Genomic DNA, 23,803 nt, shown 5'->3' on the forward strand with positions numbered 1-23,803 from the left:
CGCAATATCTTTTCTTACAACTTTTAAAAATTTTTACCAAACAGATAATTAACGTCAGTCAAAGCTTTCCTGAACTATTGCAGGAATCTCGAAGCTTTCACCACGCGCCTTGGCCAAAACACCTGCGAGATAGTAAACGCGCTGTCTTGTGTAGTCATAGGCCACTTCGTTTTCAATCATAGGTCTTATGCTGCCACCATCAGCTGCATCACCGGCTTTTTTAATTGCTGCTTCCTTCTCCTTTATCCAGGAGCGTTGGTCTGCAAGAAGCTCTTCCTTCTTCTCGGGAGATACGGTCTTGGTGAGTCTGCTCCACAGAGAGTTAAGCTCTGTATCCCAGAGATTAAATATCTCCTCAGCGGTGATGCTCATCTCTGACTGGGTCATGATGCTCCAATCCATGTTTACATATTCCTGATAGCTCTGCTCAACCATAGCAAGCTCGCTCTGGATTGTTCCATCGTCTTTGATCGTATCATAATCTATAACATCATTATTCTCTGATGAAGCACTATCTGCTGAATTACCATCACCACCATAGATGGCAGGATCTATCTCAGTATACTCAAGGGCTTTGCCTGCACGTATTTCATCAGTAGCACCGATGGAGGTAAGCTTTTCCTCCTCTGCCTTCTTCAGCTCATCAAGAGGTACTATCTTAAGGTCGTGGAAGCAGTCCATGATCTTTTTGTACTCACTGTCTGTGTAAAGGTTCGGAACATCTATAGTCTGATAGGTCTCGCTATCAACAACCTCATAGGAGTATATCTCGTTACCGTTGTAATCATCGTAATACTGCTGCAGTCTTAAGGTATAAACACAGATATCTCCCTCAAGTCCTGAAGTATCGAACTTATCGTGCTCCTTGAATTCAGCAAAGCCGTCAAAGTACAGCTCCTGTTCCTCGTAATATCCGTAGTTGTATTTGCCGTCAGCATCAATATATGCTTGCTCAAAGCCATGGTTAGCTGCGCTGTTGCTGCCGCTTCCGGAGATAAATCCGTACTCGTTTATACTGGTATCACTTCTTGACCAGCTCGCAAACACATATACTACCTGAACCTTGCCATCGATTTCTTTTAATATAAAATTCCCGGTGCTCTCTGCTTCCACAAAGGGCTTCTTTATCTGAAGTGACAGCTCCGGCACACCATCAGCGCCGCAGTCGAGGTATGCATACTCCATAAGGCTTACATCGTTATCATCATTTAAGCTGCTGGGATCCACATCATTTAGTGCCATAAGCTCATCCCTCAGCTCAGATAATGTGAACTCCTTATCAGCAGGAATATTTGTCAAAAAGTCCTCAATATAGCTTGTTTCCCTGGCCTTACCAAGGATGTTTTCCTTATAGTAGCTAAAGCTGATCTTGCCCTCTCCCTCAATAACCTTCTGAAGGGCTTCGCTTCCTGTGGCAGCTTCTGATGACTGCGCCTCTTCTTTTCCTGCATCAGATGCCTCTCCTGTAGATTCATCCTGCGAAGCATCTGCGCCCCAGTCTGCCTCTTCGCTGTTAGCTGTATCCTGCTCTATATTATCAGCGAAGTTATCTCCCTCAGCTGATGTATCCTTACGATTGCTAAAAAGATCTTCTGAACCATTCTGAACTGTAGGAGTGCATCCTGCGATGAGAGTGCAAAGTCCAAGGCTCATTAGTAATGCATTAACTTTTTTCACCTTCCGTATCCTCCATTTCATAGCATGGAAGATATTATACCGCATCTTCCTTGATAGCTTCAATGATGTTGTCGTCCTTAATCTTGCTGATGCTAAGGAACATGCTAAGTCCGATCACCACGAAAACTGCGGCGATAACAGCTGCGTACATAACAAGGTCCGGATCAAAGCTGTAGAGCTTATCGGTGAATGACTTAAACATCAGGTAGCTCAGTAAAAGTGAAACCGGAATGCCGTACATAAGCGCTTTTATTCCATAGAGAAGAGTCTCAAGTCTGATCATCTTCTTAAAGCCGCCGCTTGCCATACCGATGGATTTGTACATAGCGAACTCTTTTCGTCTAAGGAGAACTCCCGTGGAAATAGTGTTGACCATGTTAGCAATGGCTATAAGTGTGAGCAGGATCGTAAAGCCATACATCGCTGTCTGAAGCATGATGGAAACCGTATCATATACCACCAGTGAATCTGCCATGTCTTTGCAGGAATAGTAATGATATCCTTCTGTCTCCATGAGTGCGTATATCTTGTCGTGAACCGCCTCATGATACTCTGTTTCCACACCAAATTCGCAGGTTAATCTATCCTCGGGAAGCACCTCCTTTGCATGCTCATAGTACATGGAGAAGGGCACAAACACTGTAAGTGTTCCCTTGGGAGTAAGGTCTAACATTTTGTTTTCATCATCGTATTTTACAAAGTCTGAAACCTCTATTGCAGGAGGGTTATTCTGGACCTCATCGTAGCAGAGCTTCTGTCCAAGGATCCTTGAATTAAACACCTCGGAGCTTGTCTTTTCACGGAAATAGTCATTAAGCAGAACTCCTCTTAAGGTATCTGAAAAGTACTTATCCTTCTCTAAGCCATTGTCAGAGAGCAGCTTTTCAAATTCGGAATCATCGAGTATTACAACCGCCATGTCATCAACTGTCATGCCTGAAAAATCCGGTGTCAAAAATGCGGGGTTCGCAATCTCTGTGTTAGCGAGCTCTACATCCATTTCAGGTGTTTTGCTAAACAGGAACTGTATCATACCGCTGCTGTAAACACTGTCCACCTCGTCCATGCTGCTGATGGCACTTCTGAGCTTATCTCCCTCTGAAAGTGAACAGGATGCCATCACCTGATAAGGTATATCAAAGTCAAACTGATTAAGTCTGTTCACAGACTTGCAGAAGAAGTTCACTGTAAGGAAAAGAATAACTGACACTGCGATTGTCACTGTTATGACTGTTCCCTTTAAACCGTTTCTCTTAATATTCTTGTAGGCAAGCTCTCCTTCATAACCAAAAATCTTGCGGACAAAAGGATTAACGCGAAGGCTTCTGGCCTTCATTTTTATAGTACTGCTCTGCCTTAAGGCATCGATAGGCATGATCCTTGATGCCTTGATAGCAGGTACAAAGGTTGATATCAGAATCGTAAGTGTTGCAAAGAACACGACTGCAAAAATGACGATGGGCTCGCACGCTATCGGAATGCCGCCTCTCATTCCCTCAGCTCCTGCAAGGATATCCGCTGCAAGGATCTTACTTCCAAGGTACTGCAGAGTCACCCAGGTTCCGATGTATCCCATGATAAGTCCAAGAGGGATTCCGATGATTCCAAGGATCATTCCCTCGTAATAGATTGAAAAGCGCTTCTGCTTTGCGGTTGCGCCTACGCTTGCCAGCATTCCAAGGTATCTCATTCTCTCTGTAAGAGACATTCCTATGGAGTTGAAAATGAGTATTACCGAGGTTGCGATTACTATTGCCAGAGCAACTGCCATCATCACGAAGAAGCTCTTATAGCTTCCGACACTTCCTTCAATTGCGAACTTACTGAGCAGATATTCTGTGTTGTATTTATACTTCTCAAATCCGTATTTTTGTACGATAACGTTAAGCTGTTTGATTGCTGTGTGGTCGCAATTTTTCAAAGCGATAAGTGTCTCTACATCCCCATTATCAGCAGGATAATATCCATCATCCAGGCACCTCAGTATGTCCCAGTCCCTGGTTGCTCTGTTGCCGTGAAGAATCGCGGTAACTATGCAGGTATCTGTGGATAAGGGCTTAAACTGTTCTTCAGAGCGATAGGCTCCTCCAAGATACATAAAGCCTTCAAGCTCATCATCTATATATCTGTAGCCCTGCTCGAAGGTGAGTGTGTCACCTACCTGGAGTGATAAGCCGTTATCTATAAGGAACTGCTCCTCTACTGCTATCTCAGATGAGTTAGTAGGAAGTGTTCCGTCATAATCTGACACAACCCTCATTGAAATATAGTTTGCATCGCCGTGGTCAACATTACCTATCTTAAAGCGGTTTTCCTTATCATTAAGAAGTCGAACTCCCGACCGCTTTTCATCAAGCTCCCGCAGTCCCACTTTTTCGATGCTCGCATCTTCACAAAGTGCGTTAAACTGCTCACTGGTTACCTCTTCAAAGGCAGCGTGGGCATTTCCCGTGGTCTGGATCGCTATGTATCCGAAGAACTTGAAGAATGAAAATACGCCCAGCAAAATCGCACTTATAAGCGCTGTTGATATTGCTATTCCCAAAATCGTAACTATGGACCTTTTCTTGTTTCCGAGAAGGTGCCTTAGCGTAAGCCTCGATATGATATTCATGATGCCATCACTCCTTCCTTCCTGGAGTCTCTGGTGATCCTGCCATCCTCGATTGTTATGACTCTGTCTGCTGAAAGTGCGATTCTCTCATCATGGGTGATGATGATGACTGTCTGATTATTTTCCTTATTGAACTTCCTTAAAAGAGAAATAATTTCCTTGCTGTTTTCAGAGTCAAGGTTACCTGTGGGCTCGTCCGCAAGAAGTAGCGCAGGATGGTTCATCAGGGCTCTTCCGATTGATACTCTCTGCTGCTGTCCGCCTGAAAGCTGGTTGGGAAGATGCTTTAATCTCTTAGTCAGGCCAAGCTTTTCAACAAGGTCTTTAAGAAGCTTCTTATCCGGCTTTTTCCCATCAAGGAGAATCGGTAGTGTGAGATTCTCCTCAACATTCAGGATCGGAATCAGATTGTAAAACTGATAGATGAGACCGATGTTTCTTCTTCTGAAAATTGCAAGTCTTGTCTCATCAAGCTTCCCGATGTCGGTGCCTGCGATATTCACAATGCCAGATGTGGGAACATCTACTCCGCCAAGAATGTGAAGGAGTGTAGATTTACCTGAGCCGGAGGGTCCGACTATCGCAACGAACTCGCCCTGCTCCACTTCAAAATTCACATCCTTTAAAGCGTCGACTCTTGTCTCGCCTTTTCCATATACTTTACAAAGATTTTTTATTTCCAATATTTTCATTTCGTTTACTCCCTTCTTATCTCATTTGCTCTTGAGACTAGGGTATTATTTCAGGATTACAATACGGTGACTTTTTTATTACAGTTTTGTCACTTTAGATAATTGTCTTATAAAACCTCACAGAGAAGGTTGTTCCGACGCCCTCTGTGCTCTCTACTATTATGTCGCCGTGCTGCCCGGTGATGATCGTCTTTGCAAGAGCCAGTCCTATTCCCACGCTGTCCTTCCCTGCATTTCTTCCTTTATAGAAACGCTCGAAGATGTGAGGAATATCCTCCTTATCAATTCCGCAGCCTGTGTCCTTAATTTCTATTGCAGTATAAATGTTGGTCTCATCGACATTCACTGTGAGCTCACCGCCCTTTGTCATGTGCTCGATACAGTTCTTGACGATATTCTGCGCAGCTTCTATTGTCCAATTTATATCACACCTGATCATCGCATCCGCCGGAGCATACGTGTAGTTTATCTCCTGGACCTCCATCTGAACCACAAAGGGTTTCATGACTTCTTTGATCAGAGTCTCTGCAGAAATCTCCTCAGGCTTCATTGTTATTGTTCCCGCATCGATCTTTGACAGCTTAAGAAGTGTCTGAATAAGCCAGCTCATTCGGTCAAGCTGATTGGACTGGGTCTGCAAAAATTCAAGGGCCTTTTCCCTGTCATCCTCTGTCTTTAAAAGATCATTCATCACCATCATTGAGGTGAGGGGAGTTTTCAGCTGATGACTTATGTCAGCGATGGCATTTGCCAGAGCAACCTTGTCCTTTGTGAGAAGCTCCTTTTGATAGTTAAGGGTTGTGGTCGCCTTATAGATGTTGGTCTTTAAGAGCGACAGCTCCCCCTCCTCCTGATCCAGGATATTCGGTGCTTCACCTCCTGCAAGAACCCTCACAAGATATGAGTTAAGCTCATCTATGTCATCATATCTTCTTTTTGTAAATACTATGAAAATCGTGATGATTGTCACTCCAAGAATGAGCGTTACGATAAATACGGTAATTCCGCTTAGTATGAGAGAGCATACAGAAGCAGCAGCTGTAAGAACAGCTGCTGCCATTACCATAGATTTAAAGTCTTTGTTTTTTAACATATTTATTCCCCAAATGCGTGGTACTTATCCACATTTTTTCTCTACGAGATCACTTTTCTACTATGTATCCCAGGCCACGAACGGTCTTGATGATTTTGGGATCCGTGGGATCCTTCTCGATCTTATCCCTCAGCCTTTTTATATAAACAGTGAGGGTGTTGTCGTTAACGAAGTCGCCGCTTACATCCCACATATCCTCTAAGAGCTGGCTGCGTGAAAGTACATTTCCTCTGTTGCCGCAAAAGGTAAGTAGCAGTCTGTATTCAAGCGCTGTGAGTTCAACCGGATTCTCTTTTCCAGCATCATCCACGATCGCCACTCTGGCCACATTGGTATTGATTCGGAGATCCTGAATCTCGATTACTCCCTCATCCCTGGCTGACCCATCCTTGCCTTTTCCGCTTCGCCTGAGGACAGTCTTGATCCTGGCCAGGAGTTCACCGATCCTGAAGGGCTTACAGATATAATCATCCGCACCCATCTCAAGCCCCATTATCACGTTCACCTCTGCGTCGCTGGCTGTGAGGAATATCACGGGTGTATCGTCCTTTTCCTTAACGGTCTTGCAGACATCATAGCCGTTGCCGTCAGGAAGGTTTATATCAAGAATGCACAGGTCAAAGGCATCACTCTTCAAAATAGTCATGGCCTCAGCCTTGGATTTCCCATGGTTTACTTCATAGCCCTCTTTCTCAAGAGAATACTTAAGGCCCATCCCTATTGCATCATCATCTTCAAGTAAAAATAATTTCATTTTGTCCCCTTATACCGTTACCCTCTGTAATGTTATTTCGTTTTTCATCATGCCATATTACAATATTTATTTACCGTGTTGCACTTATTATGTATCATTTTTCACTTCTTCATATATAACGAGTCTCTTCGCCATAAGCCTTCAAATTTATGCTTTTATTATTTTAATATCATACTTATTTCCCAATTTATTCATTCCAGATATGCAAAAATATATATGGTTACTGTAAAAATGCATTTTTTATGAGGTGAACTTATGGGAAATAGAGCAAGCAGATTTATCGCACTGGGTCTTGCGACCCTGATAGCCTTAACCGGCTGTGTTTCTAATTCATCAGATTTTATTATTACAGGACAGGCTGCCGCTTCTACAAGTACAGCAAAAAAAGAAGGCAAATATCCTACAACATGGGATCTGACAATTCTTTACAAGAGTGAAAAAGAGTTTAATGAAGACTATGAGAAAGCTAAGAGTCTTCTTGCACAGATAGAGGATTTCAAAGGCACACTAAATACTGCCGAAAATATCAATGAGTATTTTCAATTTGTAGAATTTTCAGAGTTCAAAGAGTTGACCTCAAAAATGGAAGTATATGCGGATATGGGTACGTATCTCAATCCATCTGACAGCAAGTTCCAGGAAATAAGCGCAAAGGTGATCACGTTGGACTCTGAAAAGGAGAAGGCTACTGCATTTGCAGATCCGGAAATTTGTTCAATGTCCCTTTCAGACAGAAAGAAAATCTTCTCTGATCCCATTTTCAAAGGCAAGGAATACCGGTACAGAAAATACACCGATCCTAATTTCAAATGCCTTACAGAAGATGAAAAAAAGGTTATAGCCACCCTTTCCATCGGGCAGGATTACGCAGAAAAAGTCTACAACATTTTTTATAATATAGAGAATCCCAATCCTATGATAACTATGCCGGATGGAACTGAGCAGGAACTTACAGAACAGTTATATGAAGATATTGTCCATAGCAAGGATTATGATGATTCCTTAAAGGAGCAGGCAAACAAAATCTTACTGACCAGGGAAAAAGGATATATTAATACTTATGCTGCTCTTCAGGAGGAAAAATGCAAGCAGGCCTATGCAAATGCCCAGCTTGAAGGATTTAACACCACTTTAGATAAGGCGTTTTATGATATAGATTGCAGTACCGATATCTTCTATATGCTTATCGATGCTGCTCATGATGGCTGCAGCGATCTTCAGAGATTTTATAATATTCACAAGAAGGGGCTTGGTCTTGAAAAGCAATACACTTACAACACATCCACTAGTGTTTCGGATTTTAACCCTGACGCAAAAGAATACGATGACGCAGTGGATGAAGTCATAGATTCCCTGGCTGTGCTGGGTACAGATTATACGGATCTTTTCAAAAAAATTATTACAACCAATCAGGTGGACGTGTATCCCTCATCTACCAAGTCTTCCATCCAATTTATGATGCCATACTACAAAAAAGAGCTTCCCTGGGTATTCCTTAACTACACTGGCTACTCACACAGTATAAGCACCATCGCTCATGAAATGGGCCATGCATGCTACAGTGAATTATCAAACGAAAATCAACCTGCTGAATTCAATGAGCCCACGCTGTTTACCCAGGAGGTAGCCTCGATAACCAACGAGCTCATTTATTATAATTACATGATCGATCATTCTAAGGATGACGATGAAAAGCTTTACTATCTTGAGGAACTAATAAATTTGTATGTCGCGACATTCTTTTATCAAATGATGTACTCCGAATTCGAGGACTATCTGTATAAGACAGTGGAATCCGGCTCATCTATCGATGCTGAAGCTGCTTCAGACAAATGGAAAGAGATTTTCCAAACCTATAGGGGCGATTCCGTGATTTCTTTCCCGGATAGTAAATATCGGTGGGTAACTATTCCGCACTTCTACTATGTTTACTATGTATATCAGTATGCTGCCGATATTACCTATGCAAACTATATTGCCGGAAGAATCAATTCAGGTGAGAAGGGTGCCGTAGATGAGTACATGGAATTCCTTAAGAGTGGCTCAAGTGCATCCCCGGCAGATCTTCTAAAAAAGACAGGCGTTGATCTTCTCTCCAAATCAACCTACGATGAAATGCTTAAGACCTATAAGAGTCTGGTGGATGAATATGAAGAACTGGTAAATGCGAAGATAAAGAAATGATCTATAAATAAGTAAGCCGGAAAGGAGATGATCCTTTCCGGCTATTTTCATTAAAATCCACTTTAGAACAGTCTTGGTACAAGATAAAACAGCATCACTATCAAAACCCCGATAAGAGCATATTTAAGCCTGCTCCTGTCTACTTTGCTCGGATTATTCAGTTTCTCGATATTCAGTATATATCCCGGGTAGTTATCAGGCTTTCTTTGCGGCACGAAATCCTCTCTTAAAGCATTTCCATACCATGTAGTTCCTGCATTCTCCATTACATATCTTCTGAATTTCTCAGCGTTTTCATAATCACTTTGCGCTTTTGCTGCCAGGTACAGATAGTACTGCCTTGCAACTTCATCCAAAGGTCTTTCCTGCGGAGTCGCAAGGACCGAATACGCCTGAAAATATTCGTTATTTTTGCAGCTTCCGGCATAAGCACCATACATCTGCAGGTCATAGTTTATTTTGTTATTCCATGGTGTGTGACTCGCCTTGGAATAGAGCATTGCTCCTTCGTTTGCACAGTTTATTACAGTATCAAAATCGTGATAATACAGAGCAATGAGTAGTTTTAAATGCTCAGCCATCAGCATATTGTTGGCTGTTTCAGAAGAATCCTGCATAAGCTTAAGGCACTCAGTAGCCTTATCAATCTTACCAAGTCTAAATAAAATGTAGCCAAAATTGTACTGCGTTATGCTCCAGATCATCTGCTTCTTTATAGCGGTTGGAACAAAACTCATGTATCTGGAAAGCCCTTTATCAGGATAACATTCTCTGAATGCATATCTGTTAAGCTCCCTATGAAGCTTCGCTTTTTGCTTCATATAAACAAAAATACTCAGCGGCATTGCAACCAAAATCGCCAGATACACCAGCTGGTTCTTAGGAATAATCCTTCCCTCCTGTATTAAATAAAATGCTCCGAAAAGTATGACAATGTAAAAGAGTGTTCTCGTAGTATTGAATCCTTTTACACAGTGTTTTTCAAAATCTGTATCTGCAGCGTATTCTTCAGTCCCTACTATCTGCAGAATTCTGTTCCATTCTTCTTTATTACTCATCCCAATTCTCCTCTTTTCATATATTCCCTCCTGCATCACCGGACGTCAGATGCAGAAAAACAATATTCATTATACAGCAAATGATTTAGATTCTTCCAATAAATACAAATATTTCTCCAATATCTTTGAGCACATTGAATATTGATAACGATTTCCCATGAAGCTACAATGAAGCCGTTATGGAGAATTTAATCTTTAGTTTAAATGCAACTCTTCCGATTTTCCTGCTGATGGTCCTTGGATATATCTTTAATAAAATCGGAATCATAGACAATAAGGCCGCGGGCTTCATGAACAAATTCGTGTTCAAGATAGGGCTTCCGACGCTGCTGTTTGGAGATCTGGCGCAGCAGGACTTTGTGGGAACATGGAATCCAAAATTTGTGGTCTTCTGCTTTGTAGCCACCTTTACCAGCATATTCCTTATCTGGATACTTGCTACGATCTGTGTGAAGACGAAGTCGAGGCGCGGAGAATTCCTGCAGGGGTCCTACAGAAGCAGCGCAGCACTTCTTGGAATAGCCTTTATTCACAGTATCTACGGCGAGTCCAGCAGTGGAATGGCGTCGCTGATGATCCTTGGAAGCGTACCGTTTTATAACATTTTCGCAGTTATAATCCTTACGCTCACTGCTCCTAAAAGTGAAGATGATGAAGACGATGATTCAAGTGACAGCTCTGAGAACAGGGAGCTCCTTTTAAAGACAATAAAGGGCATCGCCAAGAATCCTATCATCCTCGGAATTTTCGCAGGACTCCTCTGGTCATTACTTAAGCTCCCTATGCCGAAGATAATGAACACCGTTGTTGATGATGTAGGAAGCCTCTCAACTCCCCTTGGTCTTATGTCCATGGGTGCAACCTTCGACTACAAAAAGGCGCTGGCAAATGTAAAGCCTGCCCTGGTTGCAAGCTTCATCAAACTGTTTTTGCTGGTTGCAATATTCATGCCCTTTGCTATAAAGCTTGGGTTTGCAGGTGAACAGATAGTAGCGATTCTCGTTATGCTGGGCTCCGCTTCAACAGTCAGCTGCTACATCATGGCTAAGAATATGGGACATGAAGGAACGCTGAGCAGCAGTATTGTAATGGTCACGACCTTTGGGTGTTCCTTCACACTGACCTTCTGGTTATTTATATTAAAAACATTAGGCGTTATCTAAAAAAGGCTGCCGCATTTGATTGCGACAGCCTTTTGTACATCTATTTATTTCTTGTTTTTAGATCCGCTTGACTGCTTCTTGATCTCTTTAAGAAGAGCTTTCTTTGCTTTACCCTTTACTCCGCTAACCTTGATGGTTGCTTTTTTGTTGATCTTCTTGAAAGCAGAATCGCCAATTGTAAGGGACTTGTTAGCCTTGATCTTGATATCCTTAAGCTTCTTACAATTGTAAAATGCCTTGGCATCGATATTCTCAACGCTTGATGCGATTGAAAGAGTCTTGATCTTTCTGTTGCCTTCGCAAGCACTGGGTGCGATTGAAGTTACGCGGTATGTTACGCCATCAAGAGTGATCTGATCGATTGTAGCGCTCTTAATGCCTGTGATAGCTGTTACAGAAGCTGTGTTGTCAGCGCCAAGCTTGTATGTGATACCGTTAACAGTGATTGTCTCAGGAAGCTTTGTCTCTGTAACCTTCTTCTCAACTTCAACAGTCTCAGTTTTCTTGTCATTGTTTACAGCAGTTAAGGTTGTTGCTACTGAGTTAGCGTGAACTGAGTGGTCATCAGTGATTGTCTTTACTTTGATAGTACATGTTCCATCAGGAGCAATAATATCAACACTTGCTGCTGCAGGAAGATAAATGTTTTTAGGTAATGTTGAAGCTTCAACTCCATGGCAATAGCCATCCTTGTCCCAGCTTACTCTGTAGTACTTTCTGTCATTCTTCATGATTGTCTTAACCTGAACATTCTTAGGTGCAGGCATTCTGCTCTTAACATCTACAGATGCTGAAGCGATATGACAGGATGAATCCTTCTCAAAAGCTGCCACAGTTTTGTAACTGTCATTTATCTTTTTCTCTGAACCGATTACATAAAGTGTGTACTTTCCAAGGTAATCGTAGTTGTAGGTAATGGTATTATCTGTACGAGAGTAGCTTGTATTTGCCTTATAGGTCATGTTCTCTGTAGTTCCAAGAGCCCTGGTCTTGCCATTTTCAGTACAGCTTGCATGCAGCTTGTAATATCCCTGGGAGCCTGTTGTATATCTAAATGATGCATACTCAAACTCTCCCTTGAATCCAATACTGGTTGCAACCTGGAATCCCTCAGCTGCTTTTGCTACGATGGACGAAGGTCCGGATGTTACAAGAATGCTAAGCACTAATGCAACAGTCATTGCTGACTTTTGTAAAACTTTTTTCATATTCATTTCCCCTTTAAATTTATTTTTGCCTGCGTTACATTGACATAACACAGACAGTGTCCCCACGAGGCTATATTATAACAGAGAAATCCTTATTAAAAAAGTAAAACACGCATCTTGATTATTACAAAATGCGTGTTCAGGAATATTATATTAAGTTAAAACCGGTTTTCAATTGCCGTAACACTTTTCAATTGCCGTAACACAATTCCAGTTTTGCTATCAGATCCTCTAAAATATATCTGGAATCAACATCCGTATAGATTCTGATGTCGGGGTTATCCTCTTTTACTGCAGAGGACGTATCCTCAAGCACAAGCGGTGCCTTCGCGGTGTGATAGTGACCGCAGCCGGGATTTATCGCAATGGCTATGGCCGGTGAATCGCCAAGAGACCAGCTCTCACCCTGGGTCCAGCCTGCGCCCTCAGACATGTTGTAGTCTACGAGGTTCTTAAAAAGATGCTCGCCGATTTTCCCACAAGGTCTGATCCTGCGCTGAATCTCTGCAATTCCTATGTTGATCGTGATATAAACGTGTGACGGAACGAGCCACAGATCGACTCCGCTCTGCAGAACCAGGTTAGCAGCCGGAATGTCGTTAACAGCATTGAACTCCGTGAAAGGTGCTTTACATGGTGCTTCTCCGTGAGTTCCGATCCAGATAACAGTAATCTTGTACCTGATCTCCGGGCAGAACTCCAAGGCCTTTGCCACATTGGTTATTGCTCCCTGACACAGTATGAAAAGCGGTCTTTCGTCGTCCTTAAGTGCCTCATCGATTATGAATTTGGCAGCCTCAGAAATGCTCTCATCTTCGCTTAATGGTCCATTCTGTCCATGGAAAACAGGAACCGACATTCCCATGGCATCAAGGATAGTCTTAATCTCGTCATAGCTTCTCTGCATGGAGTCCTCTACCTTGAAGTGCTCAGCCAGAATACCCATCACACAAAGCTTGGGACTAAGAAGCGCATGCACGATAGCAAACGGATCATCAGCCTCACAGGCAGCATCAGTGTCAACAATAACTCTGAGTCTCTTGTACTCAGGTGTGGTAAAATCTAAGCCCATATTCAGTCACCCTCCGGTATGATATTTTCATTAATAATATCATCTGGTCAGGGTTACGTCATCCGCAATGTGGTCCTGATCATCAGTCCAGATAATGTGCTGTCATCAACGATCTTCTGTGGGCTCTCCTGTATTGGGTTCGTTCTCAGAATCGTGTCCGATTACCGCTTTCCGGTTACCCTGCGGGAGTGACTTTTCGGAAGCCATTACGTCTATCCGCGAACAAGTTCTTCTGCCGGTTGCATGACTGAGCCCCCATCGCAAAAGCCATTCCGTCTATAGGGGCTGAATCCTTTATTCTGGTCCATCTGTGGGAGTGACCTTACGGAAGTCGTTAAGTCTATTGTGTCCGATTACCGCTTTTCGGTTACCCTGCGGGAGCAACCTCTTGGCCTCCGTTACGTCTATCCGCGAACAAATTAATTCACTGGTTGCACGGCACCAAAAAACATGGCGTTCGCGTTACGCCTATGACAGAGATAATCGTCTCACTGGGCTAACGTCCCAGTAAAAAGAAGAAGTTCCGTTACGCCTATCCACAAGAAATCACTCCTCCCGGTCGAACGCTTCCCGAAAGGGACAGATATCCCAGCAACCAGTATCTAAATTTGTTCGCGGATAGACGTAACCACCCCCGTAAAACATCCCCCGCAAGCCATACACTCCACATAGCCTCCCAAAAGAACAGCACTCCATGCAACCAACACCAAAATTTCTTCGCGGATAGACGTAATCACCCCCGTAAAACGCCTCCCGCAAGCCATACACTCCACATAACCTCTCACAAAGGACAGGTATCCAATCAACCAACATCCAAACTTCTTCGCGGATAGACGTAACCACCCCCGTAAAACATCCCCCGCAAGCCATACACTCCACATAACCTCTCACAAAGGACAGGTATCCAATCAACCAACACCAAATTTCTTCGCGGATAGACGTAACCACCCCCACCAAGCACCTCCCGCAGGCCAACAAAAACGCGCCAGATCAATCTGGCGCGCCACAATCCCCACTCTATTCAACTCTTAACTCTTATCTCTCATCCTCGTACTCGTCGTACTCATCATACTCTTCCTCCTCCACGGGCTCAGGGAGCTTCTGCTCCTTAACAAGAAGCTTCATGATTCTGCTGTGGTGAACCACAAACACTGCGATCAGCAGGAAGATATGGGTGTAGAAGATTCCGACAATGTAGTAGTTCCTCTCAAGAAGATACTTCATTGCAAAGCCAAAGAAGCACATGCCGCCGCAGAGGGCAACGCAGAGGAGAAGCATGGGAAGCTTCATAAATGCATTCTTGATTGCTACTAGGAAGTCCATGAAGGATGCGTCGAAGTACACGAATCGACCAACCATAAGGCCAAGGTAATACATCATAACCGGGCTGTACTCACTCTCATCACCTATAAGGTTCAGGAATACCAGAATGATGATCGCGTAGAACATTCCAAGCATTCTAACAGAAGCCTTCTCCTCCTTGGCGAGCCTGCCAAGAGGAATGATCACTGTATCAAGAAGTGTGTTGAGAACACAGGACAAACAGATAAGAAGAAGCAGGGCGAAGTCCTTACCCTCACTCCAGATGTAGAAAAAAGTTCCGGATATGGGACCGGAATGGCCTGCACCGCTCTGCATAAGTGAGTACACATGGTTAAGCACAACGTAAGAGCAGGCAAAGGACATAACCGAGGTTCCGGAAATTATCATCTCGTAGAAAAGGTGAATGTATTTGTGGAACTTAACGGGAACCGCATATTTCCTCTCACTTCTGGGAAGTACGGAGCACGAAATCTCGGCTCCCCCAAGCATTAAAAAGTCACAAGCAAGCAGCCCTAAAAAGCCTACAGCAAAAAACAAAAGCTTCTGCATCCAGGTAAAATCAGGATTCAAGTATGCATCGATAGTCATTTAAACAACATCTCCTTACTCACAAAAATTCTTTTTTATTTTCATTACCCCAAAATTTTTTAAATATTATCACTTATTCCTAAACCTATACACCCTCGCCTCGTAGGGTCTGTACATGCCGTGCTGAACCGCGATGGTGCAAAGCTCCTGTCTCACGAGCTCCTCACTGGCTTCGACAGGGCCATCCGATAACACATTCTTTGACACGTTCTTTAAGTAAGTGCCGATCTTAGGGCGCTTCGCCATCTGCTTCCTGTCAGGATAATTGCACAGCATGAGCTGTCCTCTTTTTCCAATGAACTTGTCCGGAATGATAACCTTCACCGGCAGCTTTGAAAAAGAGCAGATTATCAGATAAGTGGTCTTACCAAGTGTCCTCTCATACATATAGACATTGGCATCCTTTGCATTATACTCCTTGTACTCGCCATACAAAAGTGCCAGCGAACTCTTCCTTAATGCCAGGCACTTTCTGTAGAAATTAAGGATACTAAACTCATCCTTCTCCTGGGCCTTCACGTTGATCTTAGTGTAATTCGGATTCACATAGAACCAGGGCTTAGCCTTTGAAAAGCCTGCATTCTCGGAATCATCCCACTGCACGGGAGTCCTTGCGGAATCTCGGCTGGATAAGTGAATACGCTCAAGTCTTCGCTCCTTGCTGTCCTTCAGATGATAGGTGTGGTAGTTGGTCTTACTGGACACATCCACGTACTTATCAATGGAGTTCAGCCTGATATTAGTCATGCCGATCTCCTGCCCCTGATAGATAAAAGGCGTCCCCTGAAGGAAAAGATAGCAGGCCGCAAGCATCGTTCCGCTCTCTCTGTGATAGTACTCACTTCCATAGCGGCTGATAATTCTGGGATGATCGTGATTTTCAAGATACAGACTGTTCCACGCTTTTCCTGCAAGAGTCAGCTGCCACTTGGTCAGCGCCTTCTTGAATTTCCTAAGTGAAAATGGCCTGTGAATGTACTCGGTATAAATGCAGTCCGCCATCATGTGATCAAAGGAAATCATCATATCCAGAGACTTATTCTCTCCGGTCAGATATTGAAGGGCAGTCTTCACCGTAGTCATAGGGCCCTCACCTATCTGAAAACAGTCGTATTCCTTACACACCCTTCTGAACTCAGCCAGATACTCATGGATGTGCGGGCCGTCCTTGTAATAGGGCATTCCGTTTACAGCCGGCAAAAACGGCAGGCCGTCAGGAAGCCCCTCCTTCTTGGAAATAAAATTGATAACATCCTCTCTGAATCCATCAACTCCCATATCAAGCCAGAAGCGCATGATGGACTTAACCTCCTCACGGACCTTTGGATTGTCCATGTTGAGGTCAGGCTGTTTTTTCGCGAAAATATGAAGATAATACTGGCCTCTCATTTCGTCATATTCCCAGGCCTTACCTTCAAAAAGAGAGTCCCAGTTGTTTGGCTTATCACGCCAGATATAGTAGTCGCTGTAGGGGTTATCCTTCCCCTTCCTGCTCTCCTGAAACCAGCGATGCTCATCAGAGGTGTGGTTCACCACAAGGTCCATGATGATCTTCAGACCCAGCTTATGGGCTTTATCCAGCACCTTCTTAAACTGATCCAGGGTTCCATACTCAGGATGAATATCCTTATAATCTGAAATATCGTAGCCAAAGTCAGCGTTAGGTGACGGGTAAAGCGGTGAGAACCAGATTCCGTCAACGCCAAGAGACTTCACATACTCAAGCTTGTCATAGACGCCGTAGAGATCACCTATGCCGTCGCCATTTCCATCTGCGAAGCTCCTCACCCATATCTGATAAAAGGCCATTCTCCTATACCAGTCATGTTCAACTTCCCAATTACTCATAAGAAATCACTTCCTTTTTGGCAGATACTGCACTGCTATCCTGTTCTCAGGATTGGCATCCACAGTATACAGCACCAGTAAAAACAGCCACTCAAGGGGCTTCATCACAAAATATGTTATGTCGCAGGCAGCCTTGTGAGGTCTGATGTAGTCCGCAACAGGGAATCCATATTTGTCATAAAAATTCCTGACTGCCCTGTGGAACCTGGGAGTCTTCTCCTCAAGTACATTTTCGAAGGCGTTGGCGATCATGAGCTGCCTGTTCACCACAACCCTGTGTCCGTGTCTTTCTCCCATTCTTACAGGCTTTACAACCTCAGGATGTCCTCCTGCTGCAACTGTGCAGAGATAGTGCTCATCCATTGTTAAATTCTGCGGCGGGATCTTGGTAGAGAAGGTCCAGTCCGCAGTCTCTGTCCATGTCCTTATGACCTTGTCAGGAGTCTGCCCAAACAGACTCATAACACCAAGTAAAATCCCCAGAAGAGGAATCATGAAAACAAGTGCAAATACTGGCCAGGTCTCTGCCTTGATCAGAAGCCTGTTTATTTCTCCAAGGGCTCCTTCCTTGTTATAGACCTCACTCTGATGCTCGGGATTTTCATTCCACTCCATTATCTTCTCGCGGATTATGGTCATAACTATAATCAAGTAGTTAGCAGGAGCCAGCATAAGCGGAAGGCATATAGGCTCCTTCGCAAGCTGAATGCAGTACACTATCAGCTCAATCGCTGTTATGTACATCGCTGAAATGCACAGCACGATTACTATCGGAGATAGCTGACTGGTCTTTCGAATACATAAAATGAACAGTCCAATAATTCCGACACAAACCAGAACAATGAACGAAGGCACACCGCCCTCCCACAGTGCCTGATGCAGATCATCGTTATAGAGCTGGTCACTCCATAGGGCATCCATGTTAAGCATCGCATTTATATACATGTGGCTGTACACAGATCCCAAAACTATGGTCACAAACCAGACCACTCTTTTAAATATCTTTTTTACCCGCTTATAACTGAAAAATCCAACAATGTTATAAATCGTTAATAAACCAGGTAACACAAACAAAGCTGCCGCTAACAGTATAATTGGCATCCACCCCAAAATATCAGTAATAAACTCCATTTTTCACACGTTCCCTCTATTATATATTTTTAATCCATCTTCATGCCATTGATGCTGATGTCAATTCCCTCACGGACACTCTTCTCTGCAAACTCCATGCCCTTTTTGACATTATCCTTCACGTTCTTCTTGGCATTCTCGGTGAACTCCTTGGCATTCTCTGAAAACTCCTTAACCCCATCGGGCAGGCTATCCTTGAAGCCCTCGATCTCCTCCTTCACGTTCTCAACGAAGTCCTCATAGTTCTCCTTCATTCCGCCGTAGATATTGCGGGAAATATCGAAGATATGCTCAGTACCTTTAAGTATCATTGAAGCTGACTCAAGCAGATAGTCTGAGCTCTGCTTCTTTTTGTGAACAAGCGATCCATCCTTAACCTTCTCTCTTATTACAGCGTATCTGTCATAAGCTGCGCGGACTGCATCCTCCCAAGAGATGTAGATTTCATCCATCGCATGCTGTCCCACATCCTTCATGGTGTCATGTTTATCGGACAACTCCTTCAAAAGAGCAGCCATTGATTCCGGTGTCTCATCCACAAGATATCCATTTCTTCCATGAGTTATTCCCTCAGCTGCGCAGGAGCCCTTTATCAGGACGCTGGCAAGACCACAGGCTGCTGCCTCACGGACAACGATTCCGTTTGTGTCATAAACTGAAGGGAACAGGAACAGATCAGCTCTGGTGTTCCATGCTCTGAGAACCTCTCTGTCATGTATCGGTCCAAGGAACAGCACCTTATCATCGATACCGTATTCCTTAACCTTTGCCTGCATCTCCTCACTGTCTTTACCACCGCCTATGAAAAGCATGCGGTAATTAACGCCCTGCTCGGACAAAATCTTCATTGCTTCGATTATGATTGGAAGTCCCTTATACTTCATCATTCTTCCCACGAAAAGGAATACCGGAACGCCCTCGGGAAGGTCCACGTCCCTGGTAACCTCTGCAACCTTATCAGCAGGAATCCTGCCCTTGGGGAAATCCACGCCGTTATTCATAACGAGGTACTCACCCTCGTAGCCAAGGGAGCGAAGGTTATCGCCAGCGCCTTCGGATACTACCCAGACTTCATCCATGGCAGATATATTTTTGACCATCTGCTTAATGGTCTCTTTTTTCAAAAAGCCGTCGCCTACGGCCCTTGCTATGTCAACGTCAAACTTGGTGTGATATGTGAAAACGATAGGTGCGCCGGTCTCATTCTGCAGGACTCTCGCCATAATGGCTGAGGATGCCGGGCAGTGTGTGTGGATAATGTCAGGGCCAAACTCAGCCATCTGCATGATCTCACGCATTGCCAACGGATTACCTGCGCGGTAACCGTGCACCAGCTCCGTTGTATCAAGACTCGGATATGCAAAAACCTTGTAAGGATAACCCTCATAATCAGCATCAGGGTATCTCGGTGTTCCCACTACAACTTTTGAATCAAGTCGTTCCGAGAGAATTTTTCCATAGTTAAGTACTACATTAGCGACTCCGTCTATAACCGGCGGAAACGAATCATTTAGCAAGCAAATATTCATGTTTTACATCTCCTCTTTTCCTTTATAAAAACCCGTTATATGGTGATATTAGGGTATTTCAATCACCAAAATATGGTATAATGTACTACGTGTGCTGAGACTGAAAAATCTGTCATCAGTAATATTATCATATAACTTTTGTGGAGGAATGAATAGTGAGTTTTACCGTGTTCGCAGACGGCTGTGCCAACCTGCCTAAGAAGCTTTTGGATGGCATCAGTCTCTTACCCTGTGACTATCTTGTAAACGATGAATCCGTGACCTACACCGGAGATATCGATGACTTTGATGGACACGCATATTACGAAGGCCTGAAAAACGGGGATAAGGTTAAGACCAGTCTTCTTAACACAGCTTTGTTTTTAGAGTATTTCACCCCCATCGCCAAAAAGGGTGGTGACATCATATATATCGCCATGAGTTCCGGTATCAGCGGAACCTACAATGCAGCAATCGCTGCAGCTAATGAGCTTATGGAGGAATATCCTGACAGCTTCATTCATATCGTTGATTCCCACGGCTGCGGCTTTGGTAACGGTATCCTGGCACTTAGAGCTGCTAAGCTCAATAAGGACGGCGTTGATACAAAAGAAGCTGCTAAGCTTCTCGATGAAGCAGTTCCTCATGCCTGCCAGTACTTCACTGTTGATGACCTTAACTTCCTTAAGAATACAGGCCGTGTAAGCGGCGTTACAGCCCAGATTGGAACCATTCTTAATATCAAGCCTATCCTTTTTGGTGACAACACAGGTCATATCATCTCATGCGGAAAAGTGAGAGGCCGCAAGAACGCCATTAACGCCATCATTCAGAAGTATTCCGAGAAGAGAATGGAGGGCGATGATACAGTCTGCATCTCCCACGGAGACTGCATAAATGATGCCAATAAGATGGCTGAGCTTGTAAAAGAGATCAACCCCAATGCCGACATCACAATAAGTCAGCACGAGCCCTTCTCCGGAGCCCACGTAGGTCCCGGAATGTTAGGACTATTCTTCTGGGGCAAAGAAAGATAATATTCCTAAAACCATTTTTATATAACACTAAATAAGAAAGAATGTCGCTTGCGACATTCTCGCGCCGAGCGCGGTTGCTGAAGGCAACATATTCCTATCGCGCGAGTGCGCATCCATAGCGGAGCGCTTCTTATGATATAGGAATTTCGGAGAAATTTCTATATCATAAGAAAGCTGTGAAATCAGAGAACATCACGATTTCACAGCTTTAATAATTATCTACATTTTCAAAGCCATAACAACTTTTCATTATGACTTTCTCCGTCTTCTTCGACGGGCAAGAATCTTAAGTCCTATATTTCTCAATATCAAAAATCCACTCACTATCATGGCGAATGAAAATCCAACAGCACCAAGCACGGGAATTCCGAATATTCTCGGCTCCATTGACGTGGTACACATGACACTGGAGGCGATAAGAAGCGCTGCCACGCCAAGACCGATGACCATGTTTCTTATGGAAGAATAGATGAGCTCGTCGAATTCCTTGGAGGGATTGAGGTTTATCGTAACCTTACTCTGACCTGCAAGGTACTCCTTCATAACCTGTGAGGTGAGAGCAGGAATCTCTATTCCTCTGTCCATGGCACGGTAAAATGCCCTTCCGTACTTATTAAACTCCTCTCTTATATCCAGGTTCTGAATGAAGTCATCCGTAATTCTGTTGGTGGCGATCTGCATCATGTTGATATCAGGGCTGATGATAGCAAGAACGCCCTGAACATGTGCAAGACCTCTGCAAAGCATTGTCATACCGTGAGGAAGCGCTATGCCGTTTTCCTTCATGATGTCCATGAGACACTGAAGAGCTGCGGCGATATCAAGACTTCCGAAGGCTATTGAGCCGTACTGGTCCAAAAAGTTTTTGATCTCAACATACAGCTTGTCCCTGTCAGGTGTTCCCTGAATATCTCCAAGATCAAGGACTGCATTGACTGTGGCCTGAATATCATGCATGGCGATACTTCTGACGCCGCGCACCATAAGCCTTCTGTCTCTGTCCGATAATCTTCCCATCATGCCCATGTCGATCCAGACAATCTTGCCTTCACAGATCTTTACATTGCCGGGATGGGGATCAGCATGGAAAAAGCCGTCATCCATAACCTGCTTGATAAAGCTGTTAACAAACTTTTCGCCTATCTCATTAAGATCATAGCCATTAGCGGTGAGGTACTCCACATCATCAATGGAGCAGCCGCCCACATATTCCATCACGAGAACCTTGTCCGTTGAGTACTCGATGTACATGTCCGGGCAATCCACATATTTTATGTCCTTGTTGATTCTCTTAAACTCTGCAATGTTGTGAGCTTCGTTTAAGAAGTCCATCTCCTCTCTGGCAACATCCCACATCTCATCAAGGACCATGTCCAAATCTACGATGTTCTTGATATCACCAACCGGAGGCATAAGCTTAACAAGACGATGTAAGAGGCTTATGTCCCTGGACATTATCTCGTATACGCCCCTTCGCTGGACTTTGATGATAACCTCCAGGTAATTCCCGTCCTCGTCCTTCTTCTTTAGCTTTGCCCTGTGTACCTGAGCAATTGATGCTGAGCCAAGAGTCTTTTCATCGATCCACTCAAACACCTCGGAGGCGGGGCATCCATAGGATTCCTCGATAATCTCCTTCACCTCTGAAAAGGGCATGGGCGGAGCATCATAATTAAGCTTGGCCAATTCATCACAATAACGCTTCGGCAGTATATCCGAATGCATAGACATTAACTGCCCAAGCTTGATGTAGGTTGGTCCAAGCTCCTCTAAAATAATTCTGAGTTTCTCAGGGGAAATACCTCTGGTGATATTGTTCTTTGCAAGAACGGCTCGTATCTCCTTGAACCTGGCATTATCCTCAGAATTCCTTATTTTGCCATCAAAAACAGGCTGTCCCTCGGCTGCCGCCTTCTCAGCTTCAGCCTTATCAGCCTGCGCGTCGGCTATTTTTCTCATTTTACCGACAAGGTTAGATAAATCCGTCATTCTTTGTTCTCAGCAGCCGCAATGAGTTCCTTGAGCTTTGCCAGCTCCTCGGATGAAAGACCATCAACAACCTTAGACAGATCCTTTTCTCCGTCGTCCTTCTTGCCTGCATTCTCCTTAACAGTGCGCTTTAATTCCTGATTAAGAGCCTTGCCCTGCTCAACCGTGATCTCACCCTTTTCAACCATCTCTTCAAGGATTTCTCCAGCCTTCTCAGCTGTCAGTGCCACAGCACCTACGCCTGCAAGCAGAATCTTTTTGAGTCCGTCTGTAAGATTGATATTATCCATGATATTGCCCTCCTAAAAAACCTTTTTATACCTTCAGAGCCGCCTTATAACAGGAACCGGCTCTGCCTGATATCAGAATAAAAATGCCCACAATTTGGGGAAGAAAATGATACCACCCATGATTGCAGCAAAAATAGCACTGATAAGCACTGCTCCTGCTGCCGCATCCTTTGCCTTTTTCGCAAGGGGCTTTTTCTCCTCAGTGACGAGATCCACCACCGCCTCAATAGCTGTATTCACAAGCTCAAGGCTTAAAACAATTGCAAAAAGCAGCATGCAGATAAACCACTCAATCAGGGATATCTTAAGGATGATTCCGAATATCACAACGAGCACAGTGACCAGCGAATGAATCTGCATGTTGCGCTCATAGAATATGGTATTGAAAATACCTTCAAAAGCATATCCGAAGCTCTTATAAAGTTTGTTTTTTCTGGGTGTTTTATTATCCATATACTAATAGTATATAGCCAAATTACCGATTATTCTATACTTTTGACCTCTAAAAAAAATCTAAACAAATTGCAGCAAGTGTACAAAAAAAACTTCCCACACCTGACGGGGCATGGGAAGC

At 43.9% G+C, this 23,803-nt stretch carries 18 protein-coding genes; 3 read left to right on the forward strand and 15 right to left on the reverse strand.

Translation table 11 applies throughout. The features are described from left to right. Nucleotides 1–54 precede the first annotated feature (54 nt). The 5 genes from G601_RS0118400 to G601_RS0118420 form a co-directional block, all read right to left on the reverse strand. A complete protein-coding gene (locus G601_RS0118400; protein WP_196808923.1) occupies nt 55–1,677 on the reverse strand; it encodes a lysozyme inhibitor LprI family protein in 1,623 nt (540 codons plus the stop codon). Nucleotides 1,678–1,711: 34 nt separating this feature from the next. Then, complete coding sequence (locus G601_RS0118405; protein ID WP_026666207.1) at nt 1,712–4,291, reverse strand: ABC transporter permease; 2,580 nt, start codon at nt 4,289–4,291, stop codon at nt 1,712–1,714. Next, nucleotides 4,288–4,983: an ABC transporter ATP-binding protein gene (locus G601_RS0118410; protein WP_026493187.1), complete on the reverse strand. Its 696-nt coding sequence runs from the start codon at nt 4,981–4,983 to the stop codon at nt 4,288–4,290. Before G601_RS0118410 ends, G601_RS0118405 begins: the two co-directional genes overlap by 4 nt. Before the next feature lie 94 nt (nt 4,984–5,077). Further along, nucleotides 5,078–6,076, reverse strand: a complete 999-nt coding sequence (locus tag G601_RS0118415) for a sensor histidine kinase (protein ID WP_026666208.1) — start codon at nt 6,074–6,076, stop codon at nt 5,078–5,080. Nucleotides 6,077–6,125: 49 nt separating this feature from the next. Further along, nucleotides 6,126–6,830 carry a response regulator transcription factor gene (locus G601_RS0118420; protein WP_026666209.1) on the reverse strand — a complete coding sequence of 235 codons (705 nt, stop codon included), beginning with the start codon at nt 6,828–6,830 and terminating at the stop codon, nt 6,126–6,128. A 255-nt stretch (nt 6,831–7,085) separates the two neighbouring features. Here G601_RS0118420 and G601_RS0118425 point away from each other — a divergent pair, with 255 nt between their 5' ends. After that, a complete protein-coding gene (locus G601_RS0118425) occupies nt 7,086–9,014 on the forward strand; it encodes a M3 family metallopeptidase (protein WP_026666210.1) in 1,929 nt (642 codons plus the stop codon). 62 nt (nt 9,015–9,076) lie between these two features. Here G601_RS0118425 and G601_RS0118430 read toward each other — a convergent pair whose 3' ends face one another. After that, nucleotides 9,077–10,072 (reverse strand): hypothetical protein, encoded by a 996-nt coding sequence (locus G601_RS0118430; protein ID WP_026666211.1) that lies wholly within the window; start codon nt 10,070–10,072, stop codon nt 9,077–9,079. A 179-nt stretch (nt 10,073–10,251) separates the two neighbouring features. Here G601_RS0118430 and G601_RS0118435 point away from each other — a divergent pair, with 179 nt between their 5' ends. After that, nucleotides 10,252–11,235, forward strand: coding sequence for an AEC family transporter (locus G601_RS0118435; protein ID WP_026666212.1), 984 nt, complete (start codon nt 10,252–10,254; stop codon nt 11,233–11,235). 44 nt (nt 11,236–11,279) lie between these two features. Here the strand turns inward: G601_RS0118435 and G601_RS0118440 are convergent, their stop codons facing one another. The 6 genes from G601_RS0118440 to G601_RS24100 all read right to left on the reverse strand — a co-directional run bounded on the left by G601_RS0118440 (nt 11,280) and on the right by G601_RS24100 (nt 19,934). Beyond that, complete coding sequence (locus G601_RS0118440) at nt 11,280–12,443, reverse strand: leucine-rich repeat protein (protein ID WP_026666213.1); 1,164 nt, start codon at nt 12,441–12,443, stop codon at nt 11,280–11,282. Between the two features lie 190 nt (nt 12,444–12,633). Further along, nucleotides 12,634–13,515, reverse strand: coding sequence for a nucleoside hydrolase (locus tag G601_RS0118445; protein ID WP_026666214.1), 882 nt, complete (start codon nt 13,513–13,515; stop codon nt 12,634–12,636). A gap of 1,035 nt (nt 13,516–14,550) precedes the next feature. Beyond that, the gene (locus tag G601_RS0118455; protein WP_026666216.1) at nt 14,551–15,426 is read right to left on the reverse strand and encodes a hypothetical protein; all 876 of its coding nucleotides are present in this window, start codon (nt 15,424–15,426) and stop codon (nt 14,551–14,553) included. A gap of 69 nt (nt 15,427–15,495) precedes the next feature. Further along, nucleotides 15,496–17,274 carry an alpha-glucosidase gene (locus G601_RS24090; RefSeq protein WP_051206034.1) on the reverse strand — a complete coding sequence of 593 codons (1,779 nt, stop codon included), beginning with the start codon at nt 17,272–17,274 and terminating at the stop codon, nt 15,496–15,498. Between the two features lie 6 nt (nt 17,275–17,280). Next, nucleotides 17,281–18,405, reverse strand: coding sequence for a DUF6688 domain-containing protein (locus tag G601_RS24095; protein ID WP_330368871.1), 1,125 nt, complete (start codon nt 18,403–18,405; stop codon nt 17,281–17,283). A 29-nt stretch (nt 18,406–18,434) separates the two neighbouring features. After that, nucleotides 18,435–19,934, reverse strand: coding sequence for a glycosyltransferase (locus G601_RS24100; RefSeq protein WP_051206038.1), 1,500 nt, complete (start codon nt 19,932–19,934; stop codon nt 18,435–18,437). 155 nt (nt 19,935–20,089) lie between these two features. On the opposite strand from G601_RS24100, the gene G601_RS24105 reads away from it, so the two are divergent. Continuing rightward, a complete protein-coding gene (locus G601_RS24105; RefSeq protein WP_051206039.1) occupies nt 20,090–20,950 on the forward strand; it encodes a DegV family protein in 861 nt (286 codons plus the stop codon). A 249-nt stretch (nt 20,951–21,199) separates the two neighbouring features. Here G601_RS24105 and G601_RS0118480 read toward each other — a convergent pair whose 3' ends face one another. The 3 genes from G601_RS0118480 to G601_RS0118490 form a co-directional block, all read right to left on the reverse strand. Next, nucleotides 21,200–22,909, reverse strand: a complete 1,710-nt coding sequence (locus G601_RS0118480; RefSeq protein WP_081673632.1) for an ABC1 kinase family protein — start codon at nt 22,907–22,909, stop codon at nt 21,200–21,202. A 26-nt stretch (nt 22,910–22,935) separates the two neighbouring features. Next, nucleotides 22,936–23,229 (reverse strand): phasin family protein, encoded by a 294-nt coding sequence (locus G601_RS0118485; protein WP_026493177.1) that lies wholly within the window; start codon nt 23,227–23,229, stop codon nt 22,936–22,938. Between the two features lie 72 nt (nt 23,230–23,301). Then, the gene (locus G601_RS0118490) at nt 23,302–23,682 is read right to left on the reverse strand and encodes a diacylglycerol kinase family protein (protein ID WP_026666217.1); all 381 of its coding nucleotides are present in this window, start codon (nt 23,680–23,682) and stop codon (nt 23,302–23,304) included. Nucleotides 23,683–23,803: the final 121 nt, after the last annotated feature.

Origin of the sequence: Butyrivibrio sp. FC2001 (assembly GCF_000424125.1) — a bacterium.
Classification (GTDB): domain Bacteria; phylum Bacillota; class Clostridia; order Lachnospirales; family Lachnospiraceae; genus Butyrivibrio.